Below are 25,557 nucleotides of genomic sequence, written 5' to 3' on the forward strand. Positions count from 1 at the left end.
CCTCGTTGAGTGCTGGGTATTTGTGGCCCGGGCGGTCTCACAAATATCCCGCACTCAACGAGGCAGGTCGGGTGGGTCAGAGCTCGTAGGTGGCCACTACCGGGGCGTGGTCGCTCCAGCGCTCGGCATAGGTGGGCGCGCGGTCGACCTCGATCTTGCGGCACGCCGCGGCCAGCGACTGGTTGGCAAGCTGGTAGTCGATGCGCCAGCCTGAGTCGTTGTCGTACGCCTTGCCGCGCCAGGACCACCAGGTGTACGGGCCGGGCCCGTCGCCCGCGTGCACGCGCCCGAGGTCGGCCCACCCGTGCTCGTCGAGCCAGCGGGTCACATAGGCCCGCTCCTCCGGCAGAAAGCCGGCGCTCTTCAGGTTGCCCTTCCAGTTCTTGATGTCCGCGTTGTGGTGGGCGATGTTGAGGTCGCCCGCCACCACTGCCGGCGCCGACGCCACCGAGAGCTCCGCCAGGCGCGCCGTGACCTTCTCCAGGTAGGCGTACTTGGCCACCATCGTGTGCTCCTGGCCCGGATTGGTCGACCCGGAGTGCAGGTAGGCCGAGACCGCGGTGAACGTCCCGCCGCCGGGCAGCTCGACGTCGGCCTCGATCCAGCGGCCGGTGTCGGCGCCGGCCTCGACCTCGCCGCCGGCCCCGTAGGCCGTCAGACCCGTCCGCACCTCGCCGAGCGGCAGCCGGGACGCCACGAGCACCCCGGCGCGTCCCTTCACCTCGCTCTCGGCGTGGGCCACGTGCCAGCCGTCGAGCAGCTCGCGGGCCAGCTTGTCGGGGGCGCGCACCTCCTGCAGCAGGAGCACGTCGGGCGTGCGAGTAGTGATCCAGGTGTCCATACCGCGGCGGACGGCCGCGCGGATCCCGTTGACGTTGGCGGTAGCGACGATCAGAGGCACCAGAAGAGCCTAACGGCCACCTCTGACAGGGACGGATCACGCACCTCGCTCGGGCTTCGCCTCGACGCGCTCTTGTCCAGCCATGCGACATGCAATATATTGCATGCACGATGCGTTACGCGGGGGGACGAAGACACCAGTCTTCGAAGAAGCAGGACCGATCCGAGAGAGGTCATCATGAACACCACCGCCACGAAGCAGACCATCGTCCTGGTCCACGGCGCCTACGCCGACTCGTCGAGCTGGAACGGCTCGATCACGGCGCTTCGCCGGGCCGGCCACCGCGTGATCGCGGTCGCCAACCCGCTCCGCGAGCTGGAGCAGGACGCGCAGTACCTGCGTGACGTACTGAAGACGATCGACGGCCCCATCGTCATCGCCGGCCACTCCTACGGCGGGCACGTGATGAGCCACGCGGCCGAGGGCAACCCGAACGTGACCGCTCTGGTCTACGTCGCGAGCTTCCTCGCGGAGCCCGGCGAGAGCCTGGTCGACCTCGTCGAGAAGTTCCCCGGGGCCAAGCTCGGCGGCGCGGCGCAGCCGTTCCCGTACACCACGCCCGAGGGCAGGACCGCCACGGAGCTCTACATCGACCCGGCACAGTTCCACGAGCTGTTCGCGGGCGACGTCGACGCGACCACGGCGGAGCACATGGCGGCCACGCAGCGTCCGCTCGGGCTCGCCGCCTTCGAGGCGGCCGCCAGCACCGCGGCCTGGAAGTCGATCCCGTCGTGGGTTCTCTCGGCGACGAAGGACCTCGCCGTCCCCGCGGAGCTCTCGCGCTTCATGGCCGAGCGCTCTGCCGCCACGCTCGTCGAGGTCGACGCCTCGCACGCCGTGACGGTCTCCCGGCCGGAGTCCGTGACGAACGTGATCCTCGAGGCCGCACGGTCCACCGCGCGCTGACCGATTCCGCCGGTCCCGGCACGCCCCGCACGGTGCGCGACGGGACCGGCAGCCGGGCACGGCGCTCGTCGGCTTCGGAGTAGCGCTCAGCGGGAGCCTGCTGTGACGACGCGGACCCGTTGAGCGGCCTACGCGGCGTCGTGGGCGGTCTGCAGTGCCGCGACGTCGATCTTGCCCATCTTGAGCATCGCGTTCATCGTGGCGATCTCAGCAGGCGTCGAGTACGTGCCGGACAACTGCTCGAGCTCCTTGGGGATGACCTGCCACGAGACACCGAACTTGTCCTTGCACCAGCCGCAGGGGCCCGGGGAGCCTCCGTCGGCGGTGAGGAGGTTCCAGTAGTGGTCGACCTCTTCCTGACCGTCGACGCGCAGGTAGAACGAGAACGCCTCGTCGAGCGTGAGATCCGGTCCGGCGTTCAGGCCGATGACGGGCATGCCCGCCACCGTGAACTCGACGACGAAGTCGGCGCCCGCCGTCGCGCCAGGGACGCCCTCGGGGGCCTTGAGCACGCTGTCCACGGAGGAGTTCGGGATGTGCTCGGCGTAGAACGCGGCGGCTTCGCCGGCCCTGTCGTTGCCGAACCAGAGGTGCGGTCGAACGGTAACCATGATCTGCTCCTGGGTTGCTCGGTGGGCGCCAGCGGCCCCTTCACCTGATCCGACCCCCCGCCCTCCGGAAACTCATCGGCCGGAGCACCCCGGCGCCCCGGCGGGCCGACGCCCTCTGCGGGCGGTGTCAGCGCGCCAGCACCCCGGCGTGCGGCATCTCCCAGGCTTCGGCCAGGCGAGACGGCCTGACCACCGAGCCGCCGCCGAAGAACTCGCAGAACTTCATGATCAGCGGGTCCCAGCCCACCGGGTCCACGTGCTGTGTCCCGGGGATCACCAGCTCCTCAGCGACATGGCTGCGCAGCACACGGACCTGGAAGACCGCCGCCCCGGCGCCCGGCAGACCGAGCGGAGTCTCCTGGACCAGCGCGCACTCGAGCTGCACCGGGCACTCGGCCACGCGCGGCGCCTCCACCAGGGCGGACGCCTGCTCCGTGACACCTGCCAGGGCGAACTTGTCGCGGACGAACTCGTACCCCATCGCTGCCTTGCGGGGCGACAGGTCAGGCTTTCCGGTGGTGAGCGCCAGCCGGTCCACGACATCAACCATGTCGGACGGGACGAGATTCAGTACGCACTCGCGTTCGCGGTGCAGGTTCGCCGAGGTCTGGGCGGAGTCGCCCAGGCCCAGCACGCAGTGGTCGCCCAGCCACCACGCGGACGACATGGGCGCGAGGTTCGCCGACCCGTCGGGGTTCCGTGTCGAGATGAGCACTACCGGCGTGCCGAAGTACATGACCTTGAGGTCGAGAGTCCTGTGCATGCCCTCAGCCTGATGTCACCGGGGCAGAAGGGTCTGGCGGAAATCCGCCGTCGCGTGACGCCGGTCGGCGCCTACAGGACAGCCGAACGTAGGCTCAGTCGCCTTCAACCGCCTCATGCCGCGACTACTCCTACGTTCGGCGGCTCGGTCGCGGGCCGTGTGGACGACCGACGCCGGGGCGCGCCTCCCGTACGGAGGTGCGCCCCGGCGTCAGGGAAGGCACGGGCGAGGTCAGGCAGTCAGCGCCCGCTCCGCCGACTCCACGACGTTCGCCAGCAGCATCGCCCGCGTCATCGGGCCGACGCCGCCCGGGTTGGGCGACACCCAGCCCGCCACCGCGGCGGCCTCCGGCGACACGTCGCCGACGACGCGCGACTTGCCCGTCTCCGGGTCGGTCTCGCGCGAGACACCGACGTCGATCAGCACGGCGCCCGGCTTCACCATGTCGCCGGAGACGATGCCCTTGACGCCCGCGGCGGCCACCACGACGTCGGCCCGCCTGACCAGCCCGGCGAGGTCGGTGGTGCCCGTGTGCGTGAGGGTGACCGTGGCGTTCACGGCGCGGCGCGTGAGCAGCAGGCCGATCGGGCGACCGACGGTGACGCCGCGGCCGAGGACCACGATCTCCTTGCCGGCGAGCTTGATGCCGTGCCGCTCGACGAGCTCGATGATGCCGCGCGGCGTGCACGGCAGCGACGAGGTGACGTCCTCGTTGACCCGCAGCACGAGGCGCCCCAGGTTGGTCGGGTGCAGCCCGTCGGCATCCTTGTCGGGGTCGACGAGCTCGAGCACCCGGTTGGTGTCGATGCCCTTCGGCAGCGGCAGCTGGACGATGTACCCGGTACAGGCCGGGTCCTCGTTCAGCCGGCGCACCGCGGCCTCGATGTCCTCCTGCGTGGCGTCGGCCGGGAGGTCCTCCCGGATCGACGAGATGCCGACCTCTGCGCAGTCGCGGTGCTTGCCCGCCACGTACCACTGCGACCCGGGGTCGTCGCCGACCAGGAGCGTGCCGAGCCCCGGCACCACGCCACGCTCACGGAGCGCCGTGACACGCTCCTTCAGCTCCGCCTTGATCGACGCGGCGGTGGCCTTCCCGTCCAGGATCTGAGCCGTCATAGGTCAGAGCCCCGGGTAGAGCGGGAACTGGGCGGTCAGCTTGGCCACCCGGGCGGACATGGCGTCCACGTCCGTCGCGGCGCCGTCCTTCAGGGCCGTCGCGATGATGTCGGCGACCTCCGTGAACTCGGCGTCGCCGAACCCGCGGGTAGCGAGCGCCGGCGTACCGATCCGCAGGCCCGAGGTGACGCGCGGCGGGCGCGGGTCGAACGGGACGGCGTTGCGGTTCACGGTGATCCCGGCGTCGTGCAGGAGGTCCTCTGCCTGCTGGCCGTCCAGGTTCGAGTTCCGCAGGTCCACCAGCACCAGGTGCACGTCGGTGCCGCCGGTCAGGACGGACGCGCCGGCTGCCGCGACGTCGGGCTGGGAGAGACGCTCCGCGATGATCGAAGCACCCCGCAGCGTGCGCTCCTGCCGGTCCTTGAACGCCTCGGTCCCCGCGATCTTGAACGAGACCGCCTTGGCGGCGATCACGTGCATGAGCGGGCCACCCTGCTGGCCAGGGAACACGGCGGAGTTGATCTTCTTCGCGTACTCCTCCTTGGAGAGGATGAACCCGGAGCGCGGCCCGCCGATCGTCTTGTGCACGGTCGAGGAGACGACGTCGGCGTGCGGCACCGGCGACGGGTGCAGCCCGGCCGCGACGAGACCGGCGAAGTGCGCCATGTCCACCCACAGCTTGGCACCCACCTCGTCGGCGACCTCGCGGAAGGCGGCGAAGTCGAGCTGACGCGGGTAGGCGGACCAGCCGGCGATGATGACGTCGGGCCGGTGCTCGAGCGCCTTCTTGCGAACCTCGTCCATCTCGATGCGGTAGGACTGCGGGTCGACGCCGTACGAGCCGACGTCGTACAGCTTGCCGCTGAAGTTGATCTTCATGCCGTGCGTGAGGTGGCCGCCGTGGGCCAGCTCGAGGCCGAGGATCTTGTCGCCCGCGTTGATCAGGGCGTGCAGCACTGCCGCGTTGGCCTGGGCGCCGGAGTGCGGCTGGACGTTGGCGTGCTCGGCGCCGAACAGGTCCTTGGCACGGGAGATCGCGAGGTTCTCCGCGATATCGACCTGCTCACAGCCACCGTAGTAGCGGCGGCCGGGGTAGCCCTCGGCGTACTTGTTGGTCAGGACCGAGCCCTGGGCCTCGAGGACTGCGCGCGGAACGAAGTTCTCGGACGCGATCATCTCGAGCGTGTCGCGCTGGCGGGCCAGCTCTCCGTCCAGGACGGCGGCGATCTCGGGGTCGAGCTCGGCGAGCGGGGTGGCGAGCGGGTCGGGAGTCGATGCGCTCATAGCTCCTCGATTCATGCGGGACGGGGATTAGTCGGACGGCGGTGGAAGGCACACGCACCGCGACATCCTGCCCGGGCGCACACCTAGCACGAGGTGACCCAGGGCCCAGGCGAACGACCCGTCGTCAGCATGACTCGTCGCTCCCCGGTGGTGATCCACCTGACGCCAGTCGCGACCCGAAGATCGTAGCAGCGGCCGTCGAAACTCGTGCCAGGAGACCGCCCGACGACTCCACCATCGACTCCACCCTGGACTCCGCCGTCGACCGTGAGGCCCGTGATCACACCGAAAGTACCTGAGACCCTTTCGCAATTCACCCGTACGTCGCTATGGTGCCGCCCATGCCCTACCCCGTGTCACCGGACGCAGGTGTGCCGGAACACCAGCCAGCACGTCCCGGCTCCGGCCAGTTCGCCACCCGTTCCCAGTCCCCCCAGCCGCCCGGCCCTCAGCGGCCGGCAGCCGATCGCGCCAGGAGCGGCGAGGGGGGCGGACGCAGGACCGGCGGCCGACGGGACTGGATCTGGTCCCTCGTCGCGTTCCTGGTCGCCGCCGGTGTCATCGGAGCTGTCGGCGTGCACTTCTTCGGGCCGGACGCCACCGAGGAGACCACGGCCGTCTGGGCGGTCGACGCGTGTGCCGGACCTGACCCGACGGCCAAGGACGCCGGCGCCGCCACGGACACCTACCGGCCTCTGACCTGCGACGACGCCGAGGCCACCGTCACCGTCCTCGACATCCAGGACGCCGTGTCCGTCGGGCAGGCGCACTGCCCGACCGGTACCGACCTCGTGTTCCAGAAGGACGGCAAGGCCGGCGGCGTGACCCAGGCGGTGTGTGCCCGCAACCTGTCGGACGACCACCCGGGCGATCCCGGGATGGGCGGCGGCCAGCTCGTGATCGGCGACTGCGTGAACGAGGACGGCCAGGAGGCGAAGTGCTCGGCGGAGGACACGCGCAAGGTCGCCGGCCTGACGATCGGCGGCAGCAAGTGCCCGGACGGGACCAGCGACCGGCTCGAGCTCGGCTTCGACGCGCAGCGTAGCTACGAGACGATCTGCCTCGGGGAGTAGCGGTGGCGCGCGTCGGTGGGCGCCTGCGCGGACCGGGCCGCACCTCCGCACGCCGACTCGTATGCCTGACCTGCGCCGTCATCTGTCGCTCATCCGGCGGAAACCAGCGGTCCCCGCACAGTGGCTAGATTCGCGGCATGACCCGTCTCCAGCAGACCGTCTTCGAGCGCAACGTCCCGGCCCGGGCAGTCGTCGACCATGCCCTCGGCGAGGCCGGCCGTTCGGTGCTCTGGCTGGAAGACCTGGCTGAGCGCGTCGATCGTCCCGCTCTGTCGGCCTCGACCCGGGCGGACATCGCGGTGGTCGGCGGCGGGTACACCGGCCTGTGGTCGGCGCTGCGCGCGAAGCAGCGGCACCCCGGCGCACGGGTCGTGCTGGTGGAGAGCCGTTCGGTGGGGTGGGCGGCGTCCGGGCGCAACGGCGGGTTCTGCGGGACGAGCCTCACGCACCGCGCCGGTCACGGCCGCGGCCGCCCGCCCGACGACCCCGAGGCCCTCGTGCGCCTCGGTCAGGAGAACCTCGGCGCCATCGCGTCGGCGGTGAGCGACCTGGGCCTGGGCTGCCAGTGGGAACGCACCGGCGTGATCGACCTCGCGACCGAGCCGCACCAGATCGACTGGCTGCAGGACGCGGCAGCCCAGGCCGCCCGGACCGGCGCCCCGCACACGTTCCTCGACCGCGCGAAGCTGCGCGCAGAGATCGCGAGCCCCACCTATGAGGCAGGCCTCGTCCGGCCCGACGACGCCGCACTGGTGCATCCCGCGCGCCTGGCCACCGAGCTGGCCCGGGTCGCGAGCGAGCTCGGCGTGGAGATCTTCCAGCGGACCCGGGTGACCGGGCTGACCCGTGCGGGCCGCGGCGCGACCGACGCCGTCGTCCTGCGCACGACGTCGCCGGCCGGCGAGGCGACCCTGCTTGCCGACAGGGTGCTGCTCGGCACCAGCGCGTTCCCGTCACTGTTGCGGCGCTACCGGCGCCACACCGTGCCCGTCCGCGACTACGTGATCGCGACGGAACCGCTGTCCGCCGACCTCCTGGGCGCGATCGGCTGGCGTGGCCGGCAGGGCCTGGCCGACCTGGCGAACCGGTCCCACTACTACCGGCTGACGGCCGACCACCGGATCGTCTTCGGTGGGCACTACGGCGCCTCCGGCGGGCACGGGACCAGGGCGCACGAGGAGCCCCAGGCCTACCGGCGGCTCGCCGAGCACCTGCTGACGACCTTCCCGCAGCTCGAGGGGGCCCGGCTGACGCACCGGTGGTCCGGGGTGGTCGACCTGTCGATGCGCTCCGGTGCGTTCTTCGGCCAGGCGGCCGGCGGCCGAGTGCAGCACGCGGCCGGCCTCGCGGGCCACGGCGTCGCGGGGAGCCACTTCGCCGCGCAGGTCATGCTGGACCGCCTCGACGTCCTCGACGGTGCTCCCGCCACCGACCGCACGGCGCTGGCGATGGTGCGGCGGACACCGGTGCCGTTCCCGCCGGAGCCCGTAGCCGCGCTCGGAGTACGCGCCACCCACCGGGCCCTGGACCGGGCAGATCGCCAGAGCGGGCGACGCAGTGGCCTGCTCCGGTCGCTCGATGCACTTGGCCTGGGCCTCGATACCTGATTGGCTGCTCTGACCGTCCGACGTCGAAGGAGCACACAGTGGCCATGCCCCCGGTCCCCGAGCACATCGCGCAGATCCTCCAGCAGCCGAACCCCGCCGTCATGGCGACCGTCCGACCCGACGGCGCGCCCGTGTCGGTGGCCACCTGGTACCTGTACGACGACGGCCGGGTGCTGTTCAACCTCGACGGCACCCGCAAGCGTCTGGACCACCTGCGGGCTGACCCCCGGGTCTCTCTCACCGTGCTCGACGGCGAGAGCTGGTACCGCCACATCAGCCTCCGCGGCCGCGTGACGATCACGCCCGACGTGGACCTGGCCGGCATCGACAGGCTCTCCACGCACTACACGGGCAACCAGTACCCGGACCGCGTCAGCCCGCGGTTCGACGCGTGGATGGAGATCGAGTCGGTCCACGCCTGGGGCTACTGAGCTACTTGTCCTGCGACACCGGCTGCTCCGGCGACACCGGCTGTGCGCCCGCGGCGCCGAGCACCCGGCGCAGGTAGGTGTACGTCAGGTCGCCGGCCGCCTTGTCGTACTGCTCCTCGTAGCCGTGCTTGGTGTACATCGCGAGGTTCTGCTTGGAGTCCTTGCCCGTGAAGACCCAGATCTCCTTGGTCTGCTCCGGCAGGTACGGGAGCACCGCGAAGAGCATCTCCGTGCCGATGCCGCGGGCCTGCTTGTCCGGGGCCACGGCGAGCCGGCCGAGCGTCGCCTTCTCGTCCTCGATCTCGACGCGCACCGAGCCGATCATCCGGTGGCCCTCCCACGCCCCGATCGTGACGACGTCGTCCCGCGCCAGGTCCTCCCGCAGCTCCGCGAGCGTCTGCGTCAGCGGAGGGATGTGCGGGTCGTCGTACAGCTGGGCCTCGGTCACGAACGCGGCGCGCCGCAGCGTGAGAAGCTCGCCGGCGTGGTCGTCCTCGACCAGCGCGATCGTCGTGGTGGAGTTGCTCATGGGTCCATCGTGTCAGAGGTGACGCGCCCGGGTCGACGGTGACCGCGTTCCAGACGGCCGTGTCCCTCGCCGTCCCGGAACCGTGTCAGTGGTTCGGCGTAGGTTCGGCACATGGGGAACCAGAGAGCCCGCTGGCCGGACGGGCCCGACGTCCGGATCGAGGTGCGGTCAGCGGTCGGGCGCTACGACGACTTCTACGAGATCATCGGGGTCAAGAAGCCGGGTGGTAAGGGCTGCTGGTGCATGGCCTACCGGGACAGCCGCGTCTCCAACGCGGACTCCCCCGGGTACATGCGCAACCTCTGCGAGTCCGATCCCGGCCCCGGCGTGCTGGTCTACGTGGACGACGTCGTGGCCGGCTGGTGCTCGATCGCTCCCCGGTCCACCTATCGCCGCCTCATGCACTCGCGCACCATCCCGTTCGTCGACGACCGGGACGCCTGGTCGGCGGTGTGCTTCGTGGTGCGCACCGGCTTCCGCAAGCACGGCCTCATGCACCACCTCCTGGCCGGGGCCGTCGAGCACGCGCGCGCCCACGGCGCGGAGGTCGTCGAGGGCTATCCGGCCGACACGGGACCCGACCGCGTCGACGTCATCAGCGGCTACGTCGGGACGGTGCGCCTGTTCGAGGCCGCAGGCTTCGAGCGCGCGGCGGAGACCGGCGGCGTGAGCGGCGGCCGACGGCGCTGGGTGATGCGTCGGGAGCTCGCGCCCGCGGAGAGCCCGGGCGCCGCAGCGGGTTAGCCTGTCGGCGTGAACGACGCGACCGCAGCCACCCACTGGATCATCACCCTGTCCTGCCCGGACCAGCCGGGAATCGTGCACGCGGTCGCGGGGATGCTCGCGGAGCACGGCGGCAACATCACCGAGTCGCAGCAGTTCGGCGATCCGACGTCCGGCCTGTTCTTCATGCGCGTGCAGGTGGAGTCGAGAGCGTCCCGCGACGAGCTCACCACCGCGATGTCGCAGGTCGCGGACCAGTTCGCGATGACGTGGACGCTCGACGTCGTCGGACGGCGCATCCGCACGCTGGTGATGGTCTCCAAGGCGGCGCACTGCCTCGTCGACCTGCTGTACCGGGAGCGGTCGCAGCGCATGCCGGTCGACGTGGTCGGCGTGGTCGGCAACCATCGCGACCTCGAGGACATCGCCGCGTTCTACGGCAAGCCGTTCCACCACGTCCCGGTCACCAAGGACACCAAGGCCGAGGCGGAGGCGACGCTTCGCGGCCTGGTCAAGGAGCTGGACGTCGAGGTGGTGGTCCTTGCCCGGTACATGCAGATCCTGTCCGACGAGCTGTGCCGCGACCTGAGCGGGCAGATCATCAACATCCACCACTCCTTCCTGCCGTCCTTCAAGGGCGCAGGGCCGTATCGGCAGGCCCATGAGCGCGGCGTCAAGATCATCGGCGCGACCTCCCACTACGTGACCGGTGACCTCGACGAGGGGCCGATCATCGAGCAGGACGTCGAGCGCGTGGACCACTCCCGCACGGTCGAGGACCTGGTGGGCATCGGCGAGGACGTCGAGCGGCGCACGCTCGCCCGCGCCGTCCGCTGGCACGCGGAGCGCCGGGTGCTCCTGGACGGCCGCCGCACGGTCGTCTTCCGCTGACCGGAGCGGCCGCCGTGGCGCCGACCGTCCGGAAGGCTCTCGGGCTCACTTCTCCGGGCTATTGCCCGTCGCATGCCCAGGATAGGCCTCGCAATACCGCGCCTACCAGTGCCTTGCAGCCGTTGCGTATATGCAACAGCTGGTTGCCGCGCGGCGAGGGCTTTGGTGTATGAAGATTGCGGAATGTCCTCCGAGCCGCCCTCGCCCAACGCTGATGACTTCCGCCTCCATGCATGGGTCGACGAGTCGATGCGAGCAGCGCAGAACGACACGGATGGGATCTATCTCATGGCGGCTGCCATCGCTGATCCGTCCGCGTGTGACGAGGTACGCGATGGCCTGCGTGCGGTAACGGAGAAGAAGGCCGAGCGATTGCACTGGCGCCACGAGACACCGGAACGTCAGGCCAAGATTGCGGCGACCATCGGAAACCACGACGTCGTCAATCTCGTCGTCGTCGGAACGCCCCTCGATGCCCGGCGGCAGGAGCGGGCGCGCCGAATCTGCACCGAACGTCTCTTGTACGAACTCGACGCCCTAGGCGTCGCACACGTGTGGCTCGAAGCCCGTCATCCCGCCCTCAATGAACGCGACCTGCGCCTGGTCAAAGCTCTGCGAGGTAAGCGTTCGATCAGTTCGTCGATCCGAGTCGACTTTGCCCGTCCGAAGGACGAGCCGATGCTGTGGATCCCTGACGCAGTCGCTGGTGCGGTCAACGGTGCGCTGTCGGGTGCGGCCAGCGTCCTCGCTGACATGGGAATCATCGACCTCATCGAGATCAATCTGCCCTAGAACTGCGCGATGCCGGGCTCCTGACGTCCATCAGGGGGTCCCGGCTTCACTTCCGACACTCCACGCGGGAGGCGGCTACTCACACATTACCTCGCTCTCGACCGGTTGCGCGAGCGATCCCGACCAGCTGAGCGGTGATCGAAGAGAACCCCGCGCCGCCGCCCAGAGATCGGGCCCACATCTGGTGCTGCGTGTGGGCCCGATCTCTGGGCGGGCCGGGTTCGGCGGCGGCCCGTACCTCAGCCCTTCACCGCGCCCGCCAGCGCGAACGCCGAGCCCGAGATCCGCGTGACCAGCACGTACAGCCCGAGCACTGGCGCAGCGTAGAGCAGGGAGTACGCGGCGAGCTGCCCGTAGGCGACCGACCCGTACTGCCCGAAGAACGCGAAGATGCTCACAGCGGCCGGCTGCTTCTCCGGGGAGAGCAGCAGCACGAACGGGACGAAGAAGTTCCCCCACGCCTGCACGAACACGAAGATGAACACGACCGCGATGCCCGGCCGCATGAGCGGCAGCACCACCTGCCGCAGCGCCTGCATGGCCGACGCCCCCTCGGTCCAGGCCGCCTCCTCCAGCGAGATCGGCACGGAGTCCATGAAGTTCTTCGTCATCCAGATCGCCATGGGCAGCGACGTCGCCGCCATGAAGAAGATGGTCCCCGGCAGGGAGTCCAGCAGGTTGAGCTGCACGAACAGCGCGTAGACCGGGACCATGATCGCGGTGATCGGCAGGCACGTCCCGAACAGCACCGAGTAGAGGAAGTACTTGCCGAACCGCATGCGGTACCGCGACAGCGGGTACGCCGCGAGCACCGCGACGACCACCGTGATCGCTCCCGCGCCGAAGGACAGCACGAACGCGTTCCACAGCGGCAGCCACGTCAGCTCCGGCGTCATGATCGCGGCGAAGTTGTCCGTGGTCAGCGCGTCGGGCACCCCGAAGGAGAGGGTCGCCTCCGCGTCGAACGACGCGACGAGCACCCACGCCATCGGGAGCACGAACAGCACCGCGATGGCGAGCAGCACCGCGTTCGCCGCGACCTTGGTCGCCTTGACGCGCGGCCCCGCCAGCTGGCTGGTCGTACCGGCACGTCTCGTCTGCACGGCGGGCGCCGTCATCTGGCCGGCCATCAGTCCACCTCCGGTCGGAGCGCGCGGATGTAGATCACGGAGAAGACCGCACCCACGATGATCATCACTGTCGCGATGGCCGTGCCGTAGCCGACCTGCGCGAACTTGAACGCCTCCTGGTAGGCCAGGATCGGCAGCGTCGAGCTGTCGGTTCCGGGCCCACCGCCGGTCATCACGTAGATCAGCGTGAAGACCGAGAGAGTCTGCAGCGTGGTCAGCATCAGGTTGGTCGAGATGCTGCGCCGGATGACCGGCAGCGTGACCCACGCCATCCGTTGCAGGCCGTTCGCGCCGTCGAGCTGCGCGGCCTCGGTGAGCTCCGGCGGCACCTCCGCGAGCGCCGCCGAGTAGACCATCATCGAGAAGGCCGTGCCACGCCAGATGTTGGCGAGGATCACCGCGAGCATCGGGGTGGAGTAGAGCCAGTCGGGCCCGGTGACCCCGATGCCGGCGAGCATCGTGTTGAGCGTGCCCTCGGAGTGGAAGAACGCGTACGCGGCGAACGCGGCGACGATCTCGGGCAGCACCCACGCGGCGACCACGACGGTCGAGGCGATGGACCGCACAGGCTTGACGGCCGACCGCAGCAGCCCGGCCAGCAGGATGCCCATCACGTTCTGCCCGACGACGGCGGACAGGAACACGAAGACGACCGTGAGCCAGAGCGACTTCGGGAAGTCGGGGTCGCTGAACAGGGCCGTGTAGTTCTCGACCCCGATCCACTCCGGGTTCAGGGCGGCGGGGCCCGTGAGCGCGGCGTTCGTGAACGAGCCGTAGAACGACCAGACCACGGGGCCCAGCATGAAGAGCGCAAGGAGGATGACGGCGGGCGCGAGTGGAACCACCCGCGCCGCGCCGCGGGACGTGACGGCCATCGAGTCAGCCCTGGGTCGTGTTCTCGTCGCCGACGATGCCGGCTACTGCTTCGTCGTAGACGGCGGCTGCCTCCTCCGGCGTCTGCTGTCCGGTCATCACGGACTCCATCGCGACCATGATCTCGTTGGAGACCTTCGGGTAGTCAGAGGTGGCGGGCCGGAAGTTGGTCACGTCGACCAGGCCGGTGAAGAACTCGGTGGTGGGATTGGTCTTGGTGTACTCGGGGTCCTCTGCGACGTCGGTCCGCACCGCGATCTGGCTGTTCGCGACGTCGAACCAGAGCGAGTTCTCGCGGTTCAGGGCCATGGAGATGAACTCGAACGCGGCATCCGGGTTCTCGGAGCCCGCGCCCATGGCGAGGGTCCAGCCGCCCGACATGCTCACGGCACCCGGGTCGGCACCGTCCTGGGTGGGCATGGGAGCCGTGCCCATCTTCTCGGACCACTCGGGCCAGGGCGCGACGCCGGACTCGAGCCAGTTGCCCGCCACCCAGGAGCCGTCGAGCGCGATGCCGACCTTGCCCTCGGGCAGCCACTCGGCCTGCACCGTGTTACCGATGTTGGTGTCGAGCGCCTGCTGCGGGGTGGGCGCGAGGCCCTCGGTGAACACCGTCTCGATGAACTCGAGGGACTCGATGAACCCCTGGGACCCGAGTACCCACTTGCCGTCCTCGTAGAGGGTGTCGCCGGTACCGTAGAGCAGCATCTCGAAGCCCTGCATCACCGCCGCCTCGCCCTGGGGCTTGCCGGAGTACATGTTGAACGGGACGACGTCGGGGTCGGACTCCTTGATCGCCCGGGCCGCCTCGAGCAGCTCGTCCCACGACGTCGGTGCCCAGTCCTCGGGGAGGCCCGCCTTGGCGAGCACGTCCTTGTTGAACCAGAGGCCGCGGGTGTCGGTGCCCATGGAGACGCCGTAGGTCTTGCCGTCGTCGCCGGCGCCGGCTTCCTTGGCGCTGTCGACGAACTGGTCCCACTCGTCCCACTCGGCGAGGTAGTCGTCCAGCGGCTGGAGGTACCCGGCCTCGACGTCGGACTTGATCATGTACGTGTCCTCGTACATGACGTCCGGCGCGGTGCTGGGCGACCGGTTCATCAGCGCCAGCTTGGTGAAGTAGTCGTTCTGCTGCGCCTCGATGGGCACCAGCTCGACGGTGATGTCCGGGTTCGCCTCCTCGAAGTCCGCCTTGACGTCCTTGAACAGCTCGTCGGCCTGCGTGAAGTTGCCGAACTTCTGGTAGGCAACCTTGATCGTGGCTGCGTCGGACCCACCGCCGCCGGAGCCGCAGGCACCGAGCGAGAGGGCGAGCGCCGCTGCCGTGACGGGTGCGATGAAGAATCGTGCCGTGCGCATGAGGCTCCCTTGCGTCGTGCGAAGCCCGGCAACCCTGCCGGACAAGCTGAGGCACACGATTCACCCCTGGAGGGCGCGAGTCAAGGGACTCTCCGGAGCATTTGTCAGCGCTGTCAGGTTGTCGGCTCCCCGGAGGGGTCCACGGGCGCCGGAAAGGGTGTCCGGCGGAGCACCGACAGGCCCCGGCGCGCGAGTGCAGACTTGGTCGCCGCCCCGTCCGCCGAGTGCAGAGCTGGTTGCGGTAAGAGCGCTCCTCACCGCAACCAACTCTGCACTCGGCGCAGGCGGCCGCGACCAAGTCTGCAGTCGGGGATCAGCCCCACCGGGAATCAGCCCCGCCGGGAATCAGCCCCACGGGGGATCAGCCCCCACCGGGGATCAGCCCTGGAGATCAGCCCTCCTGATCAACCAGGACCGCTACCGTCCGTCCCGGTACCGTCGCTGTCCCTGCGGCGGGGTCCCACTCCGTCCGCTGCACGACGGCGTCCGCCCCGCCCGCCTGCACCGGCGAGAGCGCGTAGTCGCGGCCCGCGAGCTCCGGGACATCGACCGACGCAGGCTCCGGCGATGCGTTGAACACCACGAGCACGCCGTCCAGCGCCGGGTCGACGTCGGCGGAGCCCGCGAGGTCGTCGACCGACATCGTGATGACGCCGGGGACGGCGTCCGGCCCGGAGCCGGGGAACGTGACCTTCTGCGAGATCAGCTCGGCGGACCCCAGCCGGAACAGGTCGGTCGAGTGCCGCAGCTCCAGCAGCTCGGCCGCCTGCGCGGCCGCGAACCCGATGTCGTCGGGGCCCGGCTCGAGCGCGGCGTCGGCCAGCAGGGGCTGCTGGTACGGCCACTTGTCCTCGTTGTCGGCGGCCATCGGAAGTCCGCGGCCGAACCCGTTGTCCTGCCCCGACCAGTCGATCGCGTTGAACCAGTCGCCGGAGTCGTAGGAGTTGCGGTCCAGCGACTTGGAGCGCAGCAGGTCGGTGCCCGCGTGCCAGAACGAGGGAGACTGCGACAGCGCTGCGGTCGCCAGCGACACGGTGTTCATCCGGACCCGGTCCGGCATCGGGGTGTCCGCGGGCAGCTTGAGCGCGAGCAGGTCGAACAGCGTCTCGTTGTCGTGCGCGTCGACGTAGTTCACGACCTCCTCCGGCGAGTCCGCGTAGCCGGCGGGCGAGCCCCGGTAGTCCAGGTCCTCGCCCCTGACCCGCTCGCCCGATGCGGTGGTGACCTCGTAGGACCGTAGGTTGCCGGCCAGCCCGAGCTTCACGAGGTCGCTCTGGTGCGCCAGGTCCGCCGCCTCGTCGGCCCCGCCGTCGTTGACCGATGCCGGGTCGCCGAGCCGGGCGTCGTTCCCGTTGGGGTCGGTGAACAGTCCGGTCCCGAAGCCCTGGGTGAACAGGGACGCGCCGTCGACCGGCGAGCCGCCGTGCACGGCGTCGCGCAGGCGGTCGCTGAACGTGCCGATGCCCGTGCCGCCGAGCTGACCCTGCGTGGCCTGCTCGAAGCGGGCGTTGCCGGCCACCTCGCCGAAGTCCCAGCCCTCGCCGTACAGGTACACGCTCGCCCCGTCGACCCCGTCGTCCTCCAGCGTGAGCTCGTCGAGGGCCGCCCGGACCGCCTCCATGTTCGCGCGGGAGTGGTGGCCCATGAGGTCGAACCGGAAACCGTCCACGCGGTAGTCGCGCGCCCAGGTGACCACGGAGTCCACCATCAGCTTCTGCGCCATGGCGTGCTCCGTCGCGACGTTCTGGCAGCAGGTGCTGGTCTCGACGTCGCCGCTGACCTGGTTCTGCCGGTGGTAGTAGCCGGGCACCACGCGGTCCAGCACCGACCTCGGGTCCTGGCCCGACGCCGCCGTGTGGTTGAACACCTGGTCCAGCACCACCTGCAGCCCGGCCCGGTGGAGGTTGCCCACCATCGAGCGGAACTCCGCGACACGTTCGCCGCCGTCCGCACGCACCGCGTAGGAGCCCTCCGGCGCCATGAAGTGGTACGGGTCGTAGCCCCAGTTGAAGCCGTCCTGGCCCTGGATCTCCGCGACGGCGGCCTGCTGCTCGGTGCCGTCGGGCGCGAAGCCCGAGAGGTCACCCGCCGTGGCCTGGTCCGCGCGGTCCTCGGGGATGGTGGCGATGTCGAACGTGGGCAGCAGGTGCACGGTGGTGAGCCCGGCGTCGGCGAGCGAGCGCAGGTGCGTCATCCCGTCCGAGCCGTGCACCCCGAACGCGCCGTAGGTGCCGCGCTGCCGCTCGGGCACCGTCTCGTCCGCGATCGAGAAGTCCCGCACGTGCAGCTCGTAGATCGTCTGGTCCACCGCACGCTCCACGACCGGTGAGGGAGTGGTGCGCCAGGCCTTCGGGCGCCACTCCTGCGCGTCCAGGTCCACCGCCACCGAGTGCGTCGAGTCGAGCGTGAGGCCCACCGAGTAGGGGTCCGTCACGACGTTGGTCTCCACCTGGCCGGTGCTCGGCACGTACACCTCGACCGCGTACCGGTAGCGCGCGCCCTGCCAGCCACCACGCTTGTCGAGCGCCTTACCTCCGTCGAACGTCCAGGCGCCATCGCGCTGCCGCTTCATCTCGAAGGTCCGCGGCTCGGCGTCGAGCGACGTACCCGCAGGCCAGGCCTGCAGCGTCACCGTGTGGGCGGTAGGCGCCCACAGCGCGAACGACGCCCGCTTGCTGCCCTGCCACGTCACGCCCAAGGCGCGGTCGGTCGCGAACAGGTCGTCCAGCACGCCGGGGATCTGCACGCCCGTCGCGGCGGTGAGCGTCTCGCCGTCGTGCCGGGTGAGCCGCAGCGGACCCCGCAGGGCCGATTCCGCCGCGGCCCGGTCCAGGCCCTCGACCTCCAGGGCGAGGTGGTCCGCGAGGTGGGGGAAGCTCTCGGCAACGTCAGCAGGCATCTCGCCCGGGACAAGGCGGTACGACGTCGGGGCCTCCGGCGAGCCGGTCACCAGCGCCCAGCTGTCGCCGGCGCCGAAGCCGTCGGCCGGCACCAGGACCAGGTCCTCGCGCACCCAGTGCGCTGCCTGCTGGCCCTCCCCCGGTGTGCCCGGCGTGCCGACCTGGACGGTGGGCACCTTCGTCTCCGGGTCCCAGGTGAACGTGACCGGCCCGCCCCCTGTCGAGTACGGGATGTTGGCGCCGTCGCGGGCGCCGTCGGCCCCGTAGTTCTCGGCCCAGGACCCGTTGAGGGCCACCTTGAACTCGTACGACCCTGCGGGCAGCTCGAACGTACCGGTCCAGGTGCCGTCGTCGGCGAGGGTCAGGCGGGCGGCCTCGCAGTCCGGGGTCCAGTCGCCGGCGCAGCCCATCTCGCTGTTGTGCGAGCCCGCGACCGTGACCATCTCGATGTCGGGATCGGTGCCGTCGTCGACCACGCCGCTCACGTCGATGCCCACCGACGCGTACGAGCTGGCGGCGGCGCGGTCGCCGTCGGCGTCCTGGGTGACCGTGCGGTACTCGACCAGCGTGCCCTCGGGCAGGTCGGCGCCGTCGGGCCCGACGTCGTGGAAGACCCGCGGCGTCGTGTCCTCGGCGGTGCCGAGGTGATGCCAGTCCGCCGTGCCGACAGCGCGCCAGGCGAACGAGGTCTCCGCCCACGCGTCGTCGATCCCCGCGGCCACCGGGGCCACGCCGGACACCGCTGCGCCCGGCCGGGCGCTCGTGCCCGGGACCACCGTGACGGTGCCCGCCGTGTCCGCACCCACCGTCCGGTCAGCGACCAGCGCGAGCGCGGAGCGTGCCGGGACGGTCAGCGTCACCGCGCCGTCGTCGTCGGCCGTGAGCGTCGTGTCGGTGCCGTACAGCGGGGCGAACGTCGCGCCAGGGGTGAGGGTGTCGAGGGTGACGGTGCGCTCGGAGCCTGCGTTGTTCGCGGCGACCAGGTGCTCGACCTGCTCGTCGCGGTGCACGCGGGAGAACGCGTAGACACCTGCGCCGTCGTCGGCGTAGCGCTCGACCTGGGCGCCCGTGGCGAGCGCGGGGTGCTCCTCCCGCAGGTCGGCGAGCGCCGCGATGTGCTCGTACAGCGGCGCGTCGGTGCCGTACCGGTCGACGCTGCCCGCCTGCTCTCCGGTCACCAGTGGCTGGTCCGCGTACTCGTCGACCTGGGTGGCGAACAGGGTCTGCCGGGCGTCCTTGTCACCGCCGGTGCCCGCGAAGCCCTGCTCGTCGCCGTAGTAGACCACCGGCTGGCCGCGCGTGAGGTACATGAGCTCGTGCGCCAGCTCGTCCCGAGCGAGAGGGTCGTCCGTGCCGGCCAGCATGTAGCCCACGCGGCCCATGTCGTGGTTGCCGAGGAACGTCGGCAGGGCCGACCCGCTGTTGCGCGGCGTGGTGTACAGGTCGTCCGATGCGTAGAGGTCGGCGAGCCGCTGGGCGCTGTTGCCGCTGGCGTAGCTGGTGGCGGCAGCCTGGAACGAGAAGTCGAGCACGGAGCTCATGTCGGTGCGGCGCACGTACGGGGAGGTCTTGGCGGCGTCGGCGTCGTACACCTCACCGAACGTGAAGAACTCGTCCTTGCCCTGCGCGTGGGCGTACTCCTCGATCTCGGCCGACCACTCCTCCCAGAACTCGAAGTTCACGTGCTTGACCGTGTCGATGCGGAACCCGTCGATGCCCAGGTCGATCCACGCCTTGTAGATCTGCTCGAAGCCGTCCACCACGTCCGGGTGCTCGGTCATGAGGTCGTCCAGGCCGCTGAAGTCGCCGTACGTGACGGACTCGCCCTCCCACGTCGAGTTGCCGCGGTTGTGGTACAGGGTCGGGTCGTTCAGCCAGGCCGGTACCTTGACGTCCTGGTCGGCCGGGTCGATCACGGGCGTGTACGGGAAGCTCGTGGCGGCGTCGAGCTCCGGTAAGCTGCCCGTCCCGGCGTGGTCGGCCGGGTCGAACGGGTTGCCGGTGGCGTCCTGGTACGGCGCGGTGGCCTGGTCCACGTAGTCGTAGACGCCCTCGGCGTAGTCGACGACGTCGGCCGTGTGGTTGGTGATGATGTCGAAGTAGACCTTGAGGCCGCGCGCGTGGGCGTCGTCGATCAGCGCCTCGAGCTCCGCGTTGGTGCCCAGGTGCGGGTCGATCCGCGTGAAGTCGGTGATCCAGTAGCCGTGGTAGCCGGCGCTCACGTCGGCTCCGGAGCCCTGCACCGGGCGGTTGAGGAAGCTCGGGGTGAGCCAGATCGCCGTCGTGCCGAGGCCCTCGATGTAGTCAAGGTTCTCGCGCAGGCCCGCCAGGTCGCCGCCCTGGTAGAAGCCCTTGTCCTCCGGGTCGAAGCCGGTGTCGAGGCGGTCGCCCGTCAGGCTCCCTTCGTCGTTCGACGGGTCACCGTTGGCGAACCGGTCGGTCATCACGAAGTAGAAGCGCTCGTCGCTGCCGGCCTGGCGGACGGGCTCGTGCACCAGGGCTTCGTCGGACTCGGTGTAGTCACCAGCCAGGGTGAGTGGCGTCAGGGTGGTGCGGTGGGTCGCGTCGTCGTACGCGACGCGCACGGTGGCGGGGCCTTCGAGGTGGAGCGGGGCGTTGTCCTGGCTGCCGTCGCGACCGTAGGCCTCGTCCCACGAGTCGTTCAGCGCCACCTTGTACTCGTAGGTACCTGCCGGAAGCTCGAACTCCGCGCGGAACGTACCGTCACCCTGCGCGACCAGCTCGGTCGCGGCACAGGCCGGGTCCCAGTCGGCGGCGCAGCCGAGCTCGTCCTGGAGGCTGCCGACGAGGGCGGCGGTGCGGTCCTGCGCCTCGTTCGCGGTGAGCGCCTTGTTCGCGGTGGGCGCGGCGGGCGCGGCGGGCGCGGCGGGTGCGGCGGGTGCGGCGGGTCCGGCCCTACCGGGTGCCGCCGATGCCGATGCGGCGAGCCCGACCGAGGCCGCGAGGGCGATCGCGACGGCTGCTGCGCCGAGCTGTGTGGGGCGCGGGCGCGCGGTGCGATACATGGAAGACCCCTTCGTCGTCCGGAACCCAGTGTGAACCGAACGCGACTGTAACGCTTGCAGAACTTTGCAGCAAGGCTTCTCGGCGTCGAATCTGCCGCCCCGGGCCGAGGCAGCAGAAAGTCCGCTTCCACCATGCAGCTGGGCCTGCTGCGCGGCCCGAAACCGTGCGCACCTGCATGGTGGAAGCGGACCTTCGCGGTGCGAGCGTCAGAGCGGGAGCTTGAAGCCCTCGTGCGACTGCTCGTAGCCGAGGCTCCGGTAGAACCGGTGCGCCTCGGGCCGCTGCTTGTCCGACGTCAGCTGGGCCAGCACGCAGCCCCGTTCCCGGCCGCGCTCGTGGGCGTGCTCCATCAGGAGCCTGCCGATGCCCTGGCCGCGCAGCTCGCTGCTCACCCGCACCGCCTCCACCAGCAGCCGGGAGGCCCCGTTGCGCGAGATCCCGGGAATGAACGTCAGCTGCATCACGCCGATCACCGCACCGTCCGACTCCACGACGACCAGCTCGTTGTCGGGGCTCGCGGTGATGGCCTCGAAGGCCCGGAGGTGCGGTTCGCCGTAGGTGCCGGTGCGCCGGGCGGCGACGGCGTCGTCGGCGATGAGCTCGACGACCCGCTCGAGATCATCGAGCCTCGCCTCACGAAAGATCAGTTCCATGCGCCCACCCTAGGGAGTACGCCCCCTTGCCCGTGGGCGTGCGCCTAGGATCTTGTGGTTGTCCCGTCCCTCCGAGAGGCGCACTTCCGTGACCAGCTCCCCCGCGCCCGCCACACCGGACGCGACCCCGCGCAGCTCCTGGATCGCGCTCGCGGTACTCATCCTCGGCGTGTCGATGGCCCTGCTCGACACGACCATCGTGAACGTCGCGCTGCCGACGATCCGCACGTCGCTCGACGCGTCCGAGGGCACGCTCTCCTGGATCATCTCCGGCTATGCGCTCGCCTACGGCCTGGCGCTCATCCCCGCCGGCCGGATAGGTGACCGCGTGGGCCACAAGTGGGTGTTCGTCGTGGGCCTGGCCGGGTTCACCCTCGCCAGCCTCTGGTGCGGCCTGGCGGACGGCTCCACCGAGCTGATCGTCGCCCGCGTGGTCCAGGGCCTCTGCGGCGGGATCTTCTTCCCCGCCGTGACGGCGCTGATCCAGCTGATGTTCGCCGGCCGCACGCGCGGCAAGGCGTTCGCCGTGATGGGCGCTGCCATCGGGTTCTCGACGGCCCTCGGGCCGATCGTCGGAGGGCTGCTCATCGAGGCGTTCGGCGAGGCAGAGGGCTGGCGCTCGATCTTCTTCGTCAACCTGCCGTTCGGCGTGATCGCGGTCGCCGCGGCGGCCGTGCTGCTGCCGCGGATCGTCGTCGGGGGCACCTCGCGCGGGGTCGACGGCGTGGGCCTGCTGCTGGTCTCGGTCGCGCTCGTCGCCGTCCTGGTGCCGCTCATCGAGGGCGAGGACGCCGGCTGGCCGTGGTGGACCTGGACGTCCCTGGTTGGCGGGCTGCTGCTGCTCGTCGCGTTCGCGCTCTGGGAGCGCCGGTTCGTCGCACGAGGCGGCAACCCCCTCGTCCCGCCGCACCTGTTCTCGCACCCCGCCTTCACCGGCGGTGTCATCCTCGCTCTGGTCTACTTCGCCGCGTTCACCAGCATCTTCTTCACGGTCTCGATCTTCTGGCAGTCCGGGCTCGGCCACTCGGCACTGGCGTCCGGGATCGTGTCGGTGCCGTTCGCCATCGGGTCGATCGTCGGCGCGACGCAGAGCGAACGCCTGGCCCACCGCCTCGGCCGGCTCGTGCTCGTGATCGGCACCGGCATGGTCGCCGTCGGGCTCGTGTCGCTGTGGCTCGTGCTCTGGCTGGTACCGGCCGGCGACCTGACCAGCTGGACCCTGGCGGCGCCGCTCCTGGTCGGCGGCGTCGGCAGCGGCCTGTTCATCGCGCCGAACGCCCAGTTCATCGTCGCCACCGTCGACCGGTCGGAGGCGGGGGCGGCCTCCGGCGTGATCGGCACCATGCAGCGGATCGGGTCGGCAGCGGGGATCGCCGTCATCGGCTCGGTGCTCTTCGGGTCCCTGCAGCTCCCGCCCGGCCGCCCGACGGCGGAGGTGGTCGCCGACGCCTTCGCCCACGCCGCGACCATGGCGATGGGCACGAGCGCCGCGCTCTCGGTGGCGGCGTTCCTCCTGGTCTTCGCGCTCCCCCGCCGGGTGGCCCCGGCACGGTAGCTCCAGGCCAGCCGTGTTGTGAGCGTGATCGTTGCGATTCGGTGCCCGTTTTAGGCGCAACGATCACGCCCACACCACAGTGTGCGGGTTACTCCTCCGGGAGCTGGCCGACGGCCTCCTCGTAACCACCGGTCGGCGGGTCGGGGTCCGGCGTGTACACCAGGTACACGAGACCCGTCCTGAACGGCGTGGCCGACACGAGCTTCATCGGCCGCTCGGGGTCGCCGTCCTGGAACAGCCTGAGCCCGCCACCCGCCGTGGCCGGGTGCACGAACAGGTGCAGCTCGTCGAGCAGACCCGCGTCCAGCAGCTGGCGCACCACCGAGATCGACCCGGACAGGCCGATCTTGCGGATCGACGGGTCTTCTTTCAGCGCCGTGACTGCCGCGACCAGGTCTCCCTGCAGCTGCTCCGAGTTGCGCCAGGTGAGCTCGAGCGGGCTCCGGGACGCGACGATCTTGCGGATGTCACCGAGCCGCTTCGCGAACCCGGCGTCCTCCTCGCCCGCCGTCTCACGGTCGGGCCAGGCACCCGCGAACGAGTCGTAGGTGACCCGCCCGAACAGGAAGACGTCGGTGTCATGGGTGTCGTCGACCGCAGCCCCCAGCTCGTCGTTGAAGTAGGGGAAGTGCCAGTTGCCCTTGTCCGGCTCTACGACACCGTCGAGCGCCATGAACAGGCTGGACACGATCTTGGCCATGCGGGTCTCCTCGTTCGCTCCGTCGCGGTGGTTCTCACAGTGCTGGACGACGTCCAGCCGGCAAACTCATCGCCCTCGCCCGGGCCGGGCCCCAAGAATCCACCCGCTCCTTTCCTGGCGCACCGCGCAGGTGACCGATACCTTCCGGACCATGGCGGAAGCGTCCGCACCACCTGACCCTGACCTGGCGTCGGTGCGCCCTTCCGACGCCGAGCCCGCCGACACCCGGCCCGCTGTCGCGTGGGGTCCGGTGGGCGCAGCGGTACTGGCCCTCGGTGCGCTGCTGACTGCGACCAGCACCTGGTACGGATACCACCGGGACGAGCTGTACTTCCGCATGCTCGACCCGGCCTGGGGGTACGTGGACCAGCCGCCGCTGACCCCGTGGCTGGCACGGACGTTCTCCGAGCTGTTCGGCGACACGCTCCTGGTCATGCGGATCCCGGCGACGCTGGCCCACCTGGCCGCGATCGTCGTGATCGCGCTCGTCGCCCGCGAGCTGGGCGGACGCACCGGAGCACAGGCCCTGGCCGCATGGGGCTACGGCACGGCAGCCATCCCGCTGGCGTTCGGGCACACGTTCCTCACCGCGAGCCTCGACCTGGTGGTGTGGCCCGCAGTGCTGCTGTGCACGATCCGGGCCGTGCAGCGCGACCCCCGCTGGTGGCTCGCGGCCGGGCTGGTCACGGGCGTCGCGCTGTACAACAAGCTGCTCGTGGTGGCGTTGCTCGCCGGAATTCTGCTGGGGCTGCTGGTTGCCTGGCCGTGGCGGGCGCTGCGCGCGTCTGACGCCGCCACCCGCTGGCCGCTCGCGACGCCCTGGCCATGGGCGGGCGCGGTGCTCGCGCTGCTGGTGGGTCTGCCGAACCTGGTCTACCAGGCCACGAACGGGTGGCCGCAGCTCGCGATGGGCGCGGCGCTCGGCGAGAACAACGCCGCCGACGTCCGTTCCGAGATGTGGCTCTTCCAGCTGCTCACGCTCGGCCCGCCGTTGGCCCTGGTCTGGATCGTCGGGCTGGTGTGGGTCTGGCGGCGGCGGCCGACGCTGCGGTTCCTGGTGGTCGCGTACCCGGTGCTGCTCGTGTTCACCTACGCGGCCGGATCCCAGACGTATTACGCGACGGGCCTGCTGGCCGTCCTGTTCGCCGCGGGATGCGTTCCCGTCGCGGCCTGGGCCAGGACGGCGTGGCGGCGGGTGGTCGTCGTGGCAGTCGTGCTGCTGAACGCTATCTCGTGCCTGGTCATCAGCCTGCCGCTGATACCGGTCGAGGAGCTCGGCGAGACGCCGATCGCCGACATCAACGCCTCGGCCCAGGACGCTGTCGGCTGGCCCGCGTACGTGCGGCAGATCGCCGACGTGCACGCCGCGCTCCCGGAAGCCGACCGGGAGCAGTCGGTGATCCTGACCCAGAACTACGGCGAGGCAGGCGCGGTCGACCGGTTCGGCCCTGACCTGGGGCTCCCTCCCGCCTACTCCGGGCACAACCAGCTGTGGGCGTACGGGCCGCCCCCGGACTCGGCGACCGTGGCCCTGGTGCTCACGGAGAGCCCCGGCGCCTGGGACGGCCGCTTCGCGACGTGCGCGGTCCAGGGGCAGCTCGACAACGGTGTCGGCGTCGACAACGAGGAGCAGGGCGTGTCGATCCTCGTGTGCCGGGAACCCGTTGGCGGCTGGGCCACGCTGTGGCCGGAGCTGCGGCACCTGGACTGACTCCACGCCGACGCCGGCAGGCCCC

The 25,557-nt window shown here is 70.6% G+C and carries 21 protein-coding genes and 1 riboswitch; of the genes, 9 read left to right on the forward strand and 12 right to left on the reverse strand.

The window, feature by feature from the left end:
- Window positions 1–76: 76 nt before the first annotated feature.
- Complete coding sequence (locus ACFS27_RS26625; RefSeq protein WP_377189985.1) at window positions 77–901, reverse strand: exodeoxyribonuclease III; 825 nt, start codon at window positions 899–901, stop codon at window positions 77–79.
- Between the two features lie 177 nt (window positions 902–1,078).
- Between ACFS27_RS26625 and ACFS27_RS26630 the strand changes: the two genes are divergently transcribed.
- Window positions 1,079–1,807: an alpha/beta fold hydrolase gene (locus ACFS27_RS26630; protein WP_377189987.1), complete on the forward strand. Its 729-nt coding sequence runs from the start codon at window positions 1,079–1,081 to the stop codon at window positions 1,805–1,807.
- 128 nt (window positions 1,808–1,935) lie between these two features.
- Here the strand turns inward: ACFS27_RS26630 and ACFS27_RS26635 are convergent, their stop codons facing one another.
- The 4 genes from ACFS27_RS26635 to glyA all read right to left on the reverse strand — a co-directional run bounded on the left by ACFS27_RS26635 (window position 1,936) and on the right by glyA (window position 5,581).
- Window positions 1,936–2,418, reverse strand: a complete 483-nt coding sequence (locus ACFS27_RS26635) for a VOC family protein (RefSeq protein WP_377189989.1) — start codon at window positions 2,416–2,418, stop codon at window positions 1,936–1,938.
- 127 nt (window positions 2,419–2,545) lie between these two features.
- Window positions 2,546–3,181: a flavin reductase family protein gene (locus ACFS27_RS26640; protein WP_377189991.1), complete on the reverse strand. Its 636-nt coding sequence runs from the start codon at window positions 3,179–3,181 to the stop codon at window positions 2,546–2,548.
- 231 nt (window positions 3,182–3,412) lie between these two features.
- Window positions 3,413–4,297, reverse strand: a complete 885-nt coding sequence (locus ACFS27_RS26645; RefSeq protein ID WP_377189993.1) for a bifunctional methylenetetrahydrofolate dehydrogenase/methenyltetrahydrofolate cyclohydrolase — start codon at window positions 4,295–4,297, stop codon at window positions 3,413–3,415.
- Window positions 4,298–4,300: 3 nt separating this feature from the next.
- On the reverse strand, window positions 4,301–5,581 hold the full coding sequence (glyA, locus tag ACFS27_RS26650) for a serine hydroxymethyltransferase (protein ID WP_377189995.1): 1,281 nt from the start codon (window positions 5,579–5,581) through the stop codon (window positions 4,301–4,303).
- A gap of 96 nt (window positions 5,582–5,677) precedes the next feature.
- A riboswitch (ZMP/ZTP riboswitch) is annotated at window positions 5,678–5,764 on the reverse strand.
- A 158-nt stretch (window positions 5,765–5,922) separates the two neighbouring features.
- Between glyA and ACFS27_RS26655 the strand changes: the two genes are divergently transcribed.
- The 3 genes from ACFS27_RS26655 (at window position 5,923) to ACFS27_RS26665 (ending at window position 8,692) form a co-directional block, all read left to right on the forward strand.
- The gene (locus ACFS27_RS26655; protein ID WP_377189997.1) at window positions 5,923–6,654 is read left to right on the forward strand and encodes a hypothetical protein; all 732 of its coding nucleotides are present in this window, start codon (window positions 5,923–5,925) and stop codon (window positions 6,652–6,654) included.
- A gap of 137 nt (window positions 6,655–6,791) precedes the next feature.
- On the forward strand, window positions 6,792–8,261 hold the full coding sequence (locus ACFS27_RS26660) for an NAD(P)/FAD-dependent oxidoreductase (protein ID WP_377189998.1): 1,470 nt from the start codon (window positions 6,792–6,794) through the stop codon (window positions 8,259–8,261).
- A 44-nt stretch (window positions 8,262–8,305) separates the two neighbouring features.
- Entirely contained in the window at window positions 8,306–8,692 is a 387-nt protein-coding gene (locus ACFS27_RS26665) for a PPOX class F420-dependent oxidoreductase (RefSeq protein ID WP_377191198.1), read from the forward strand.
- 1 nt (window position 8,693) lies between these two features.
- Here ACFS27_RS26665 and ACFS27_RS26670 read toward each other — a convergent pair whose 3' ends face one another.
- Window positions 8,694–9,221: a GNAT family N-acetyltransferase gene (locus ACFS27_RS26670; protein WP_377190000.1), complete on the reverse strand. Its 528-nt coding sequence runs from the start codon at window positions 9,219–9,221 to the stop codon at window positions 8,694–8,696.
- A 111-nt stretch (window positions 9,222–9,332) separates the two neighbouring features.
- Here ACFS27_RS26670 and ACFS27_RS26675 point away from each other — a divergent pair, with 111 nt between their 5' ends.
- The 3 genes from ACFS27_RS26675 (at window position 9,333) to ACFS27_RS26685 (ending at window position 11,627) form a co-directional block, all read left to right on the forward strand.
- A complete protein-coding gene (locus ACFS27_RS26675; protein WP_377190002.1) occupies window positions 9,333–9,965 on the forward strand; it encodes a GNAT family N-acetyltransferase in 633 nt (210 codons plus the stop codon).
- Window positions 9,966–9,974: 9 nt separating this feature from the next.
- Window positions 9,975–10,835, forward strand: a complete 861-nt coding sequence (gene purU / locus ACFS27_RS26680) for a formyltetrahydrofolate deformylase (RefSeq protein WP_377190004.1) — start codon at window positions 9,975–9,977, stop codon at window positions 10,833–10,835.
- Between the two features lie 183 nt (window positions 10,836–11,018).
- The gene (locus ACFS27_RS26685; RefSeq protein WP_377190005.1) at window positions 11,019–11,627 is read left to right on the forward strand and encodes a hypothetical protein; all 609 of its coding nucleotides are present in this window, start codon (window positions 11,019–11,021) and stop codon (window positions 11,625–11,627) included.
- 239 nt (window positions 11,628–11,866) lie between these two features.
- Here ACFS27_RS26685 and ACFS27_RS26690 read toward each other — a convergent pair whose 3' ends face one another.
- The 5 genes from ACFS27_RS26690 to ACFS27_RS26710 all read right to left on the reverse strand — a co-directional run bounded on the left by ACFS27_RS26690 (window position 11,867) and on the right by ACFS27_RS26710 (window position 21,566).
- On the reverse strand, window positions 11,867–12,757 hold the full coding sequence (locus ACFS27_RS26690; RefSeq protein ID WP_377190007.1) for a carbohydrate ABC transporter permease: 891 nt from the start codon (window positions 12,755–12,757) through the stop codon (window positions 11,867–11,869).
- Complete coding sequence (locus ACFS27_RS26695; protein WP_377190009.1) at window positions 12,757–13,632, reverse strand: carbohydrate ABC transporter permease; 876 nt, start codon at window positions 13,630–13,632, stop codon at window positions 12,757–12,759. The genes ACFS27_RS26690 and ACFS27_RS26695 overlap by 1 nt, the downstream gene beginning before the upstream one ends.
- Before the next feature lie 4 nt (window positions 13,633–13,636).
- Entirely contained in the window at window positions 13,637–14,986 is a 1,350-nt protein-coding gene (locus ACFS27_RS26700; RefSeq protein WP_377190011.1) for an extracellular solute-binding protein, read from the reverse strand.
- Between the two features lie 391 nt (window positions 14,987–15,377).
- Entirely contained in the window at window positions 15,378–20,912 is a 5,535-nt protein-coding gene (pulA, locus tag ACFS27_RS26705) for a pullulanase-type alpha-1,6-glucosidase (protein ID WP_377190013.1), read from the reverse strand.
- Between the two features lie 207 nt (window positions 20,913–21,119).
- Window positions 21,120–21,566 (reverse strand): GNAT family N-acetyltransferase, encoded by a 447-nt coding sequence (locus ACFS27_RS26710; RefSeq protein WP_377190015.1) that lies wholly within the window; start codon window positions 21,564–21,566, stop codon window positions 21,120–21,122.
- 88 nt (window positions 21,567–21,654) lie between these two features.
- Here ACFS27_RS26710 and ACFS27_RS26715 point away from each other — a divergent pair, with 88 nt between their 5' ends.
- Window positions 21,655–23,121: an MFS transporter gene (locus ACFS27_RS26715; RefSeq protein ID WP_377190017.1), complete on the forward strand. Its 1,467-nt coding sequence runs from the start codon at window positions 21,655–21,657 to the stop codon at window positions 23,119–23,121.
- Between the two features lie 88 nt (window positions 23,122–23,209).
- Here ACFS27_RS26715 and ACFS27_RS26720 read toward each other — a convergent pair whose 3' ends face one another.
- Window positions 23,210–23,821 carry a dihydrofolate reductase family protein gene (locus ACFS27_RS26720; protein WP_377190018.1) on the reverse strand — a complete coding sequence of 204 codons (612 nt, stop codon included), beginning with the start codon at window positions 23,819–23,821 and terminating at the stop codon, window positions 23,210–23,212.
- Window positions 23,822–23,972: 151 nt separating this feature from the next.
- On the opposite strand from ACFS27_RS26720, the gene ACFS27_RS26725 reads away from it, so the two are divergent.
- Window positions 23,973–25,532 carry a glycosyltransferase family 39 protein gene (locus ACFS27_RS26725; RefSeq protein ID WP_377190020.1) on the forward strand — a complete coding sequence of 520 codons (1,560 nt, stop codon included), beginning with the start codon at window positions 23,973–23,975 and terminating at the stop codon, window positions 25,530–25,532.
- Window positions 25,533–25,557 lie beyond the last annotated feature (25 nt).

Source organism: Promicromonospora vindobonensis, from assembly GCF_042685865.1.
Taxonomy (GTDB): Bacteria; Actinomycetota; Actinomycetes; order Actinomycetales; family Cellulomonadaceae; genus Promicromonospora; species Promicromonospora vindobonensis.

Bases quoted from the DNA above. Each gene is read 5' to 3' on its own strand.
- ACFS27_RS26630 (WP_377189987.1), top strand. From the start codon at position 1,079: ATGAACACCACCGCCACGAAGCAGACCATCGTCCTGGTCCACGGCGCC.
- ACFS27_RS26635 (WP_377189989.1), bottom strand. From the start codon at position 2,418: ATGGTTACCGTTCGACCGCACCTCTGGTTCGGCAACGACAGGGCCGGC.
- ACFS27_RS26640 (WP_377189991.1), bottom strand. From the start codon at position 3,181: ATGCACAGGACTCTCGACCTCAAGGTCATGTACTTCGGCACGCCGGTA.
- ACFS27_RS26645 (WP_377189993.1), bottom strand. From the start codon at position 4,297: ATGACGGCTCAGATCCTGGACGGGAAGGCCACCGCCGCGTCGATCAAG.
- glyA (WP_377189995.1), bottom strand. From the start codon at position 5,581: ATGAGCGCATCGACTCCCGACCCGCTCGCCACCCCGCTCGCCGAGCTC.
- ACFS27_RS26655 (WP_377189997.1), top strand. From the start codon at position 5,923: ATGCCCTACCCCGTGTCACCGGACGCAGGTGTGCCGGAACACCAGCCA.
- ACFS27_RS26660 (WP_377189998.1), top strand. From the start codon at position 6,792: ATGACCCGTCTCCAGCAGACCGTCTTCGAGCGCAACGTCCCGGCCCGG.
- ACFS27_RS26665 (WP_377191198.1), top strand. From the start codon at position 8,306: ATGCCCCCGGTCCCCGAGCACATCGCGCAGATCCTCCAGCAGCCGAAC.
- ACFS27_RS26670 (WP_377190000.1), bottom strand. From the start codon at position 9,221: ATGAGCAACTCCACCACGACGATCGCGCTGGTCGAGGACGACCACGCC.
- ACFS27_RS26675 (WP_377190002.1), top strand. From the start codon at position 9,333: ATGGGGAACCAGAGAGCCCGCTGGCCGGACGGGCCCGACGTCCGGATC.
- ACFS27_RS26685 (WP_377190005.1), top strand. From the start codon at position 11,019: ATGTCCTCCGAGCCGCCCTCGCCCAACGCTGATGACTTCCGCCTCCAT.
- ACFS27_RS26690 (WP_377190007.1), bottom strand. From the start codon at position 12,757: ATGGCCGGCCAGATGACGGCGCCCGCCGTGCAGACGAGACGTGCCGGT.
- ACFS27_RS26695 (WP_377190009.1), bottom strand. From the start codon at position 13,632: ATGGCCGTCACGTCCCGCGGCGCGGCGCGGGTGGTTCCACTCGCGCCC.
- ACFS27_RS26700 (WP_377190011.1), bottom strand. From the start codon at position 14,986: ATGCGCACGGCACGATTCTTCATCGCACCCGTCACGGCAGCGGCGCTC.
- pulA (WP_377190013.1), bottom strand. From the start codon at position 20,912: ATGTATCGCACCGCGCGCCCGCGCCCCACACAGCTCGGCGCAGCAGCC.
- ACFS27_RS26710 (WP_377190015.1), bottom strand. From the start codon at position 21,566: ATGGAACTGATCTTTCGTGAGGCGAGGCTCGATGATCTCGAGCGGGTC.
- ACFS27_RS26720 (WP_377190018.1), bottom strand. From the start codon at position 23,821: ATGGCCAAGATCGTGTCCAGCCTGTTCATGGCGCTCGACGGTGTCGTA.
- ACFS27_RS26725 (WP_377190020.1), top strand. From the start codon at position 23,973: ATGGCGGAAGCGTCCGCACCACCTGACCCTGACCTGGCGTCGGTGCGC.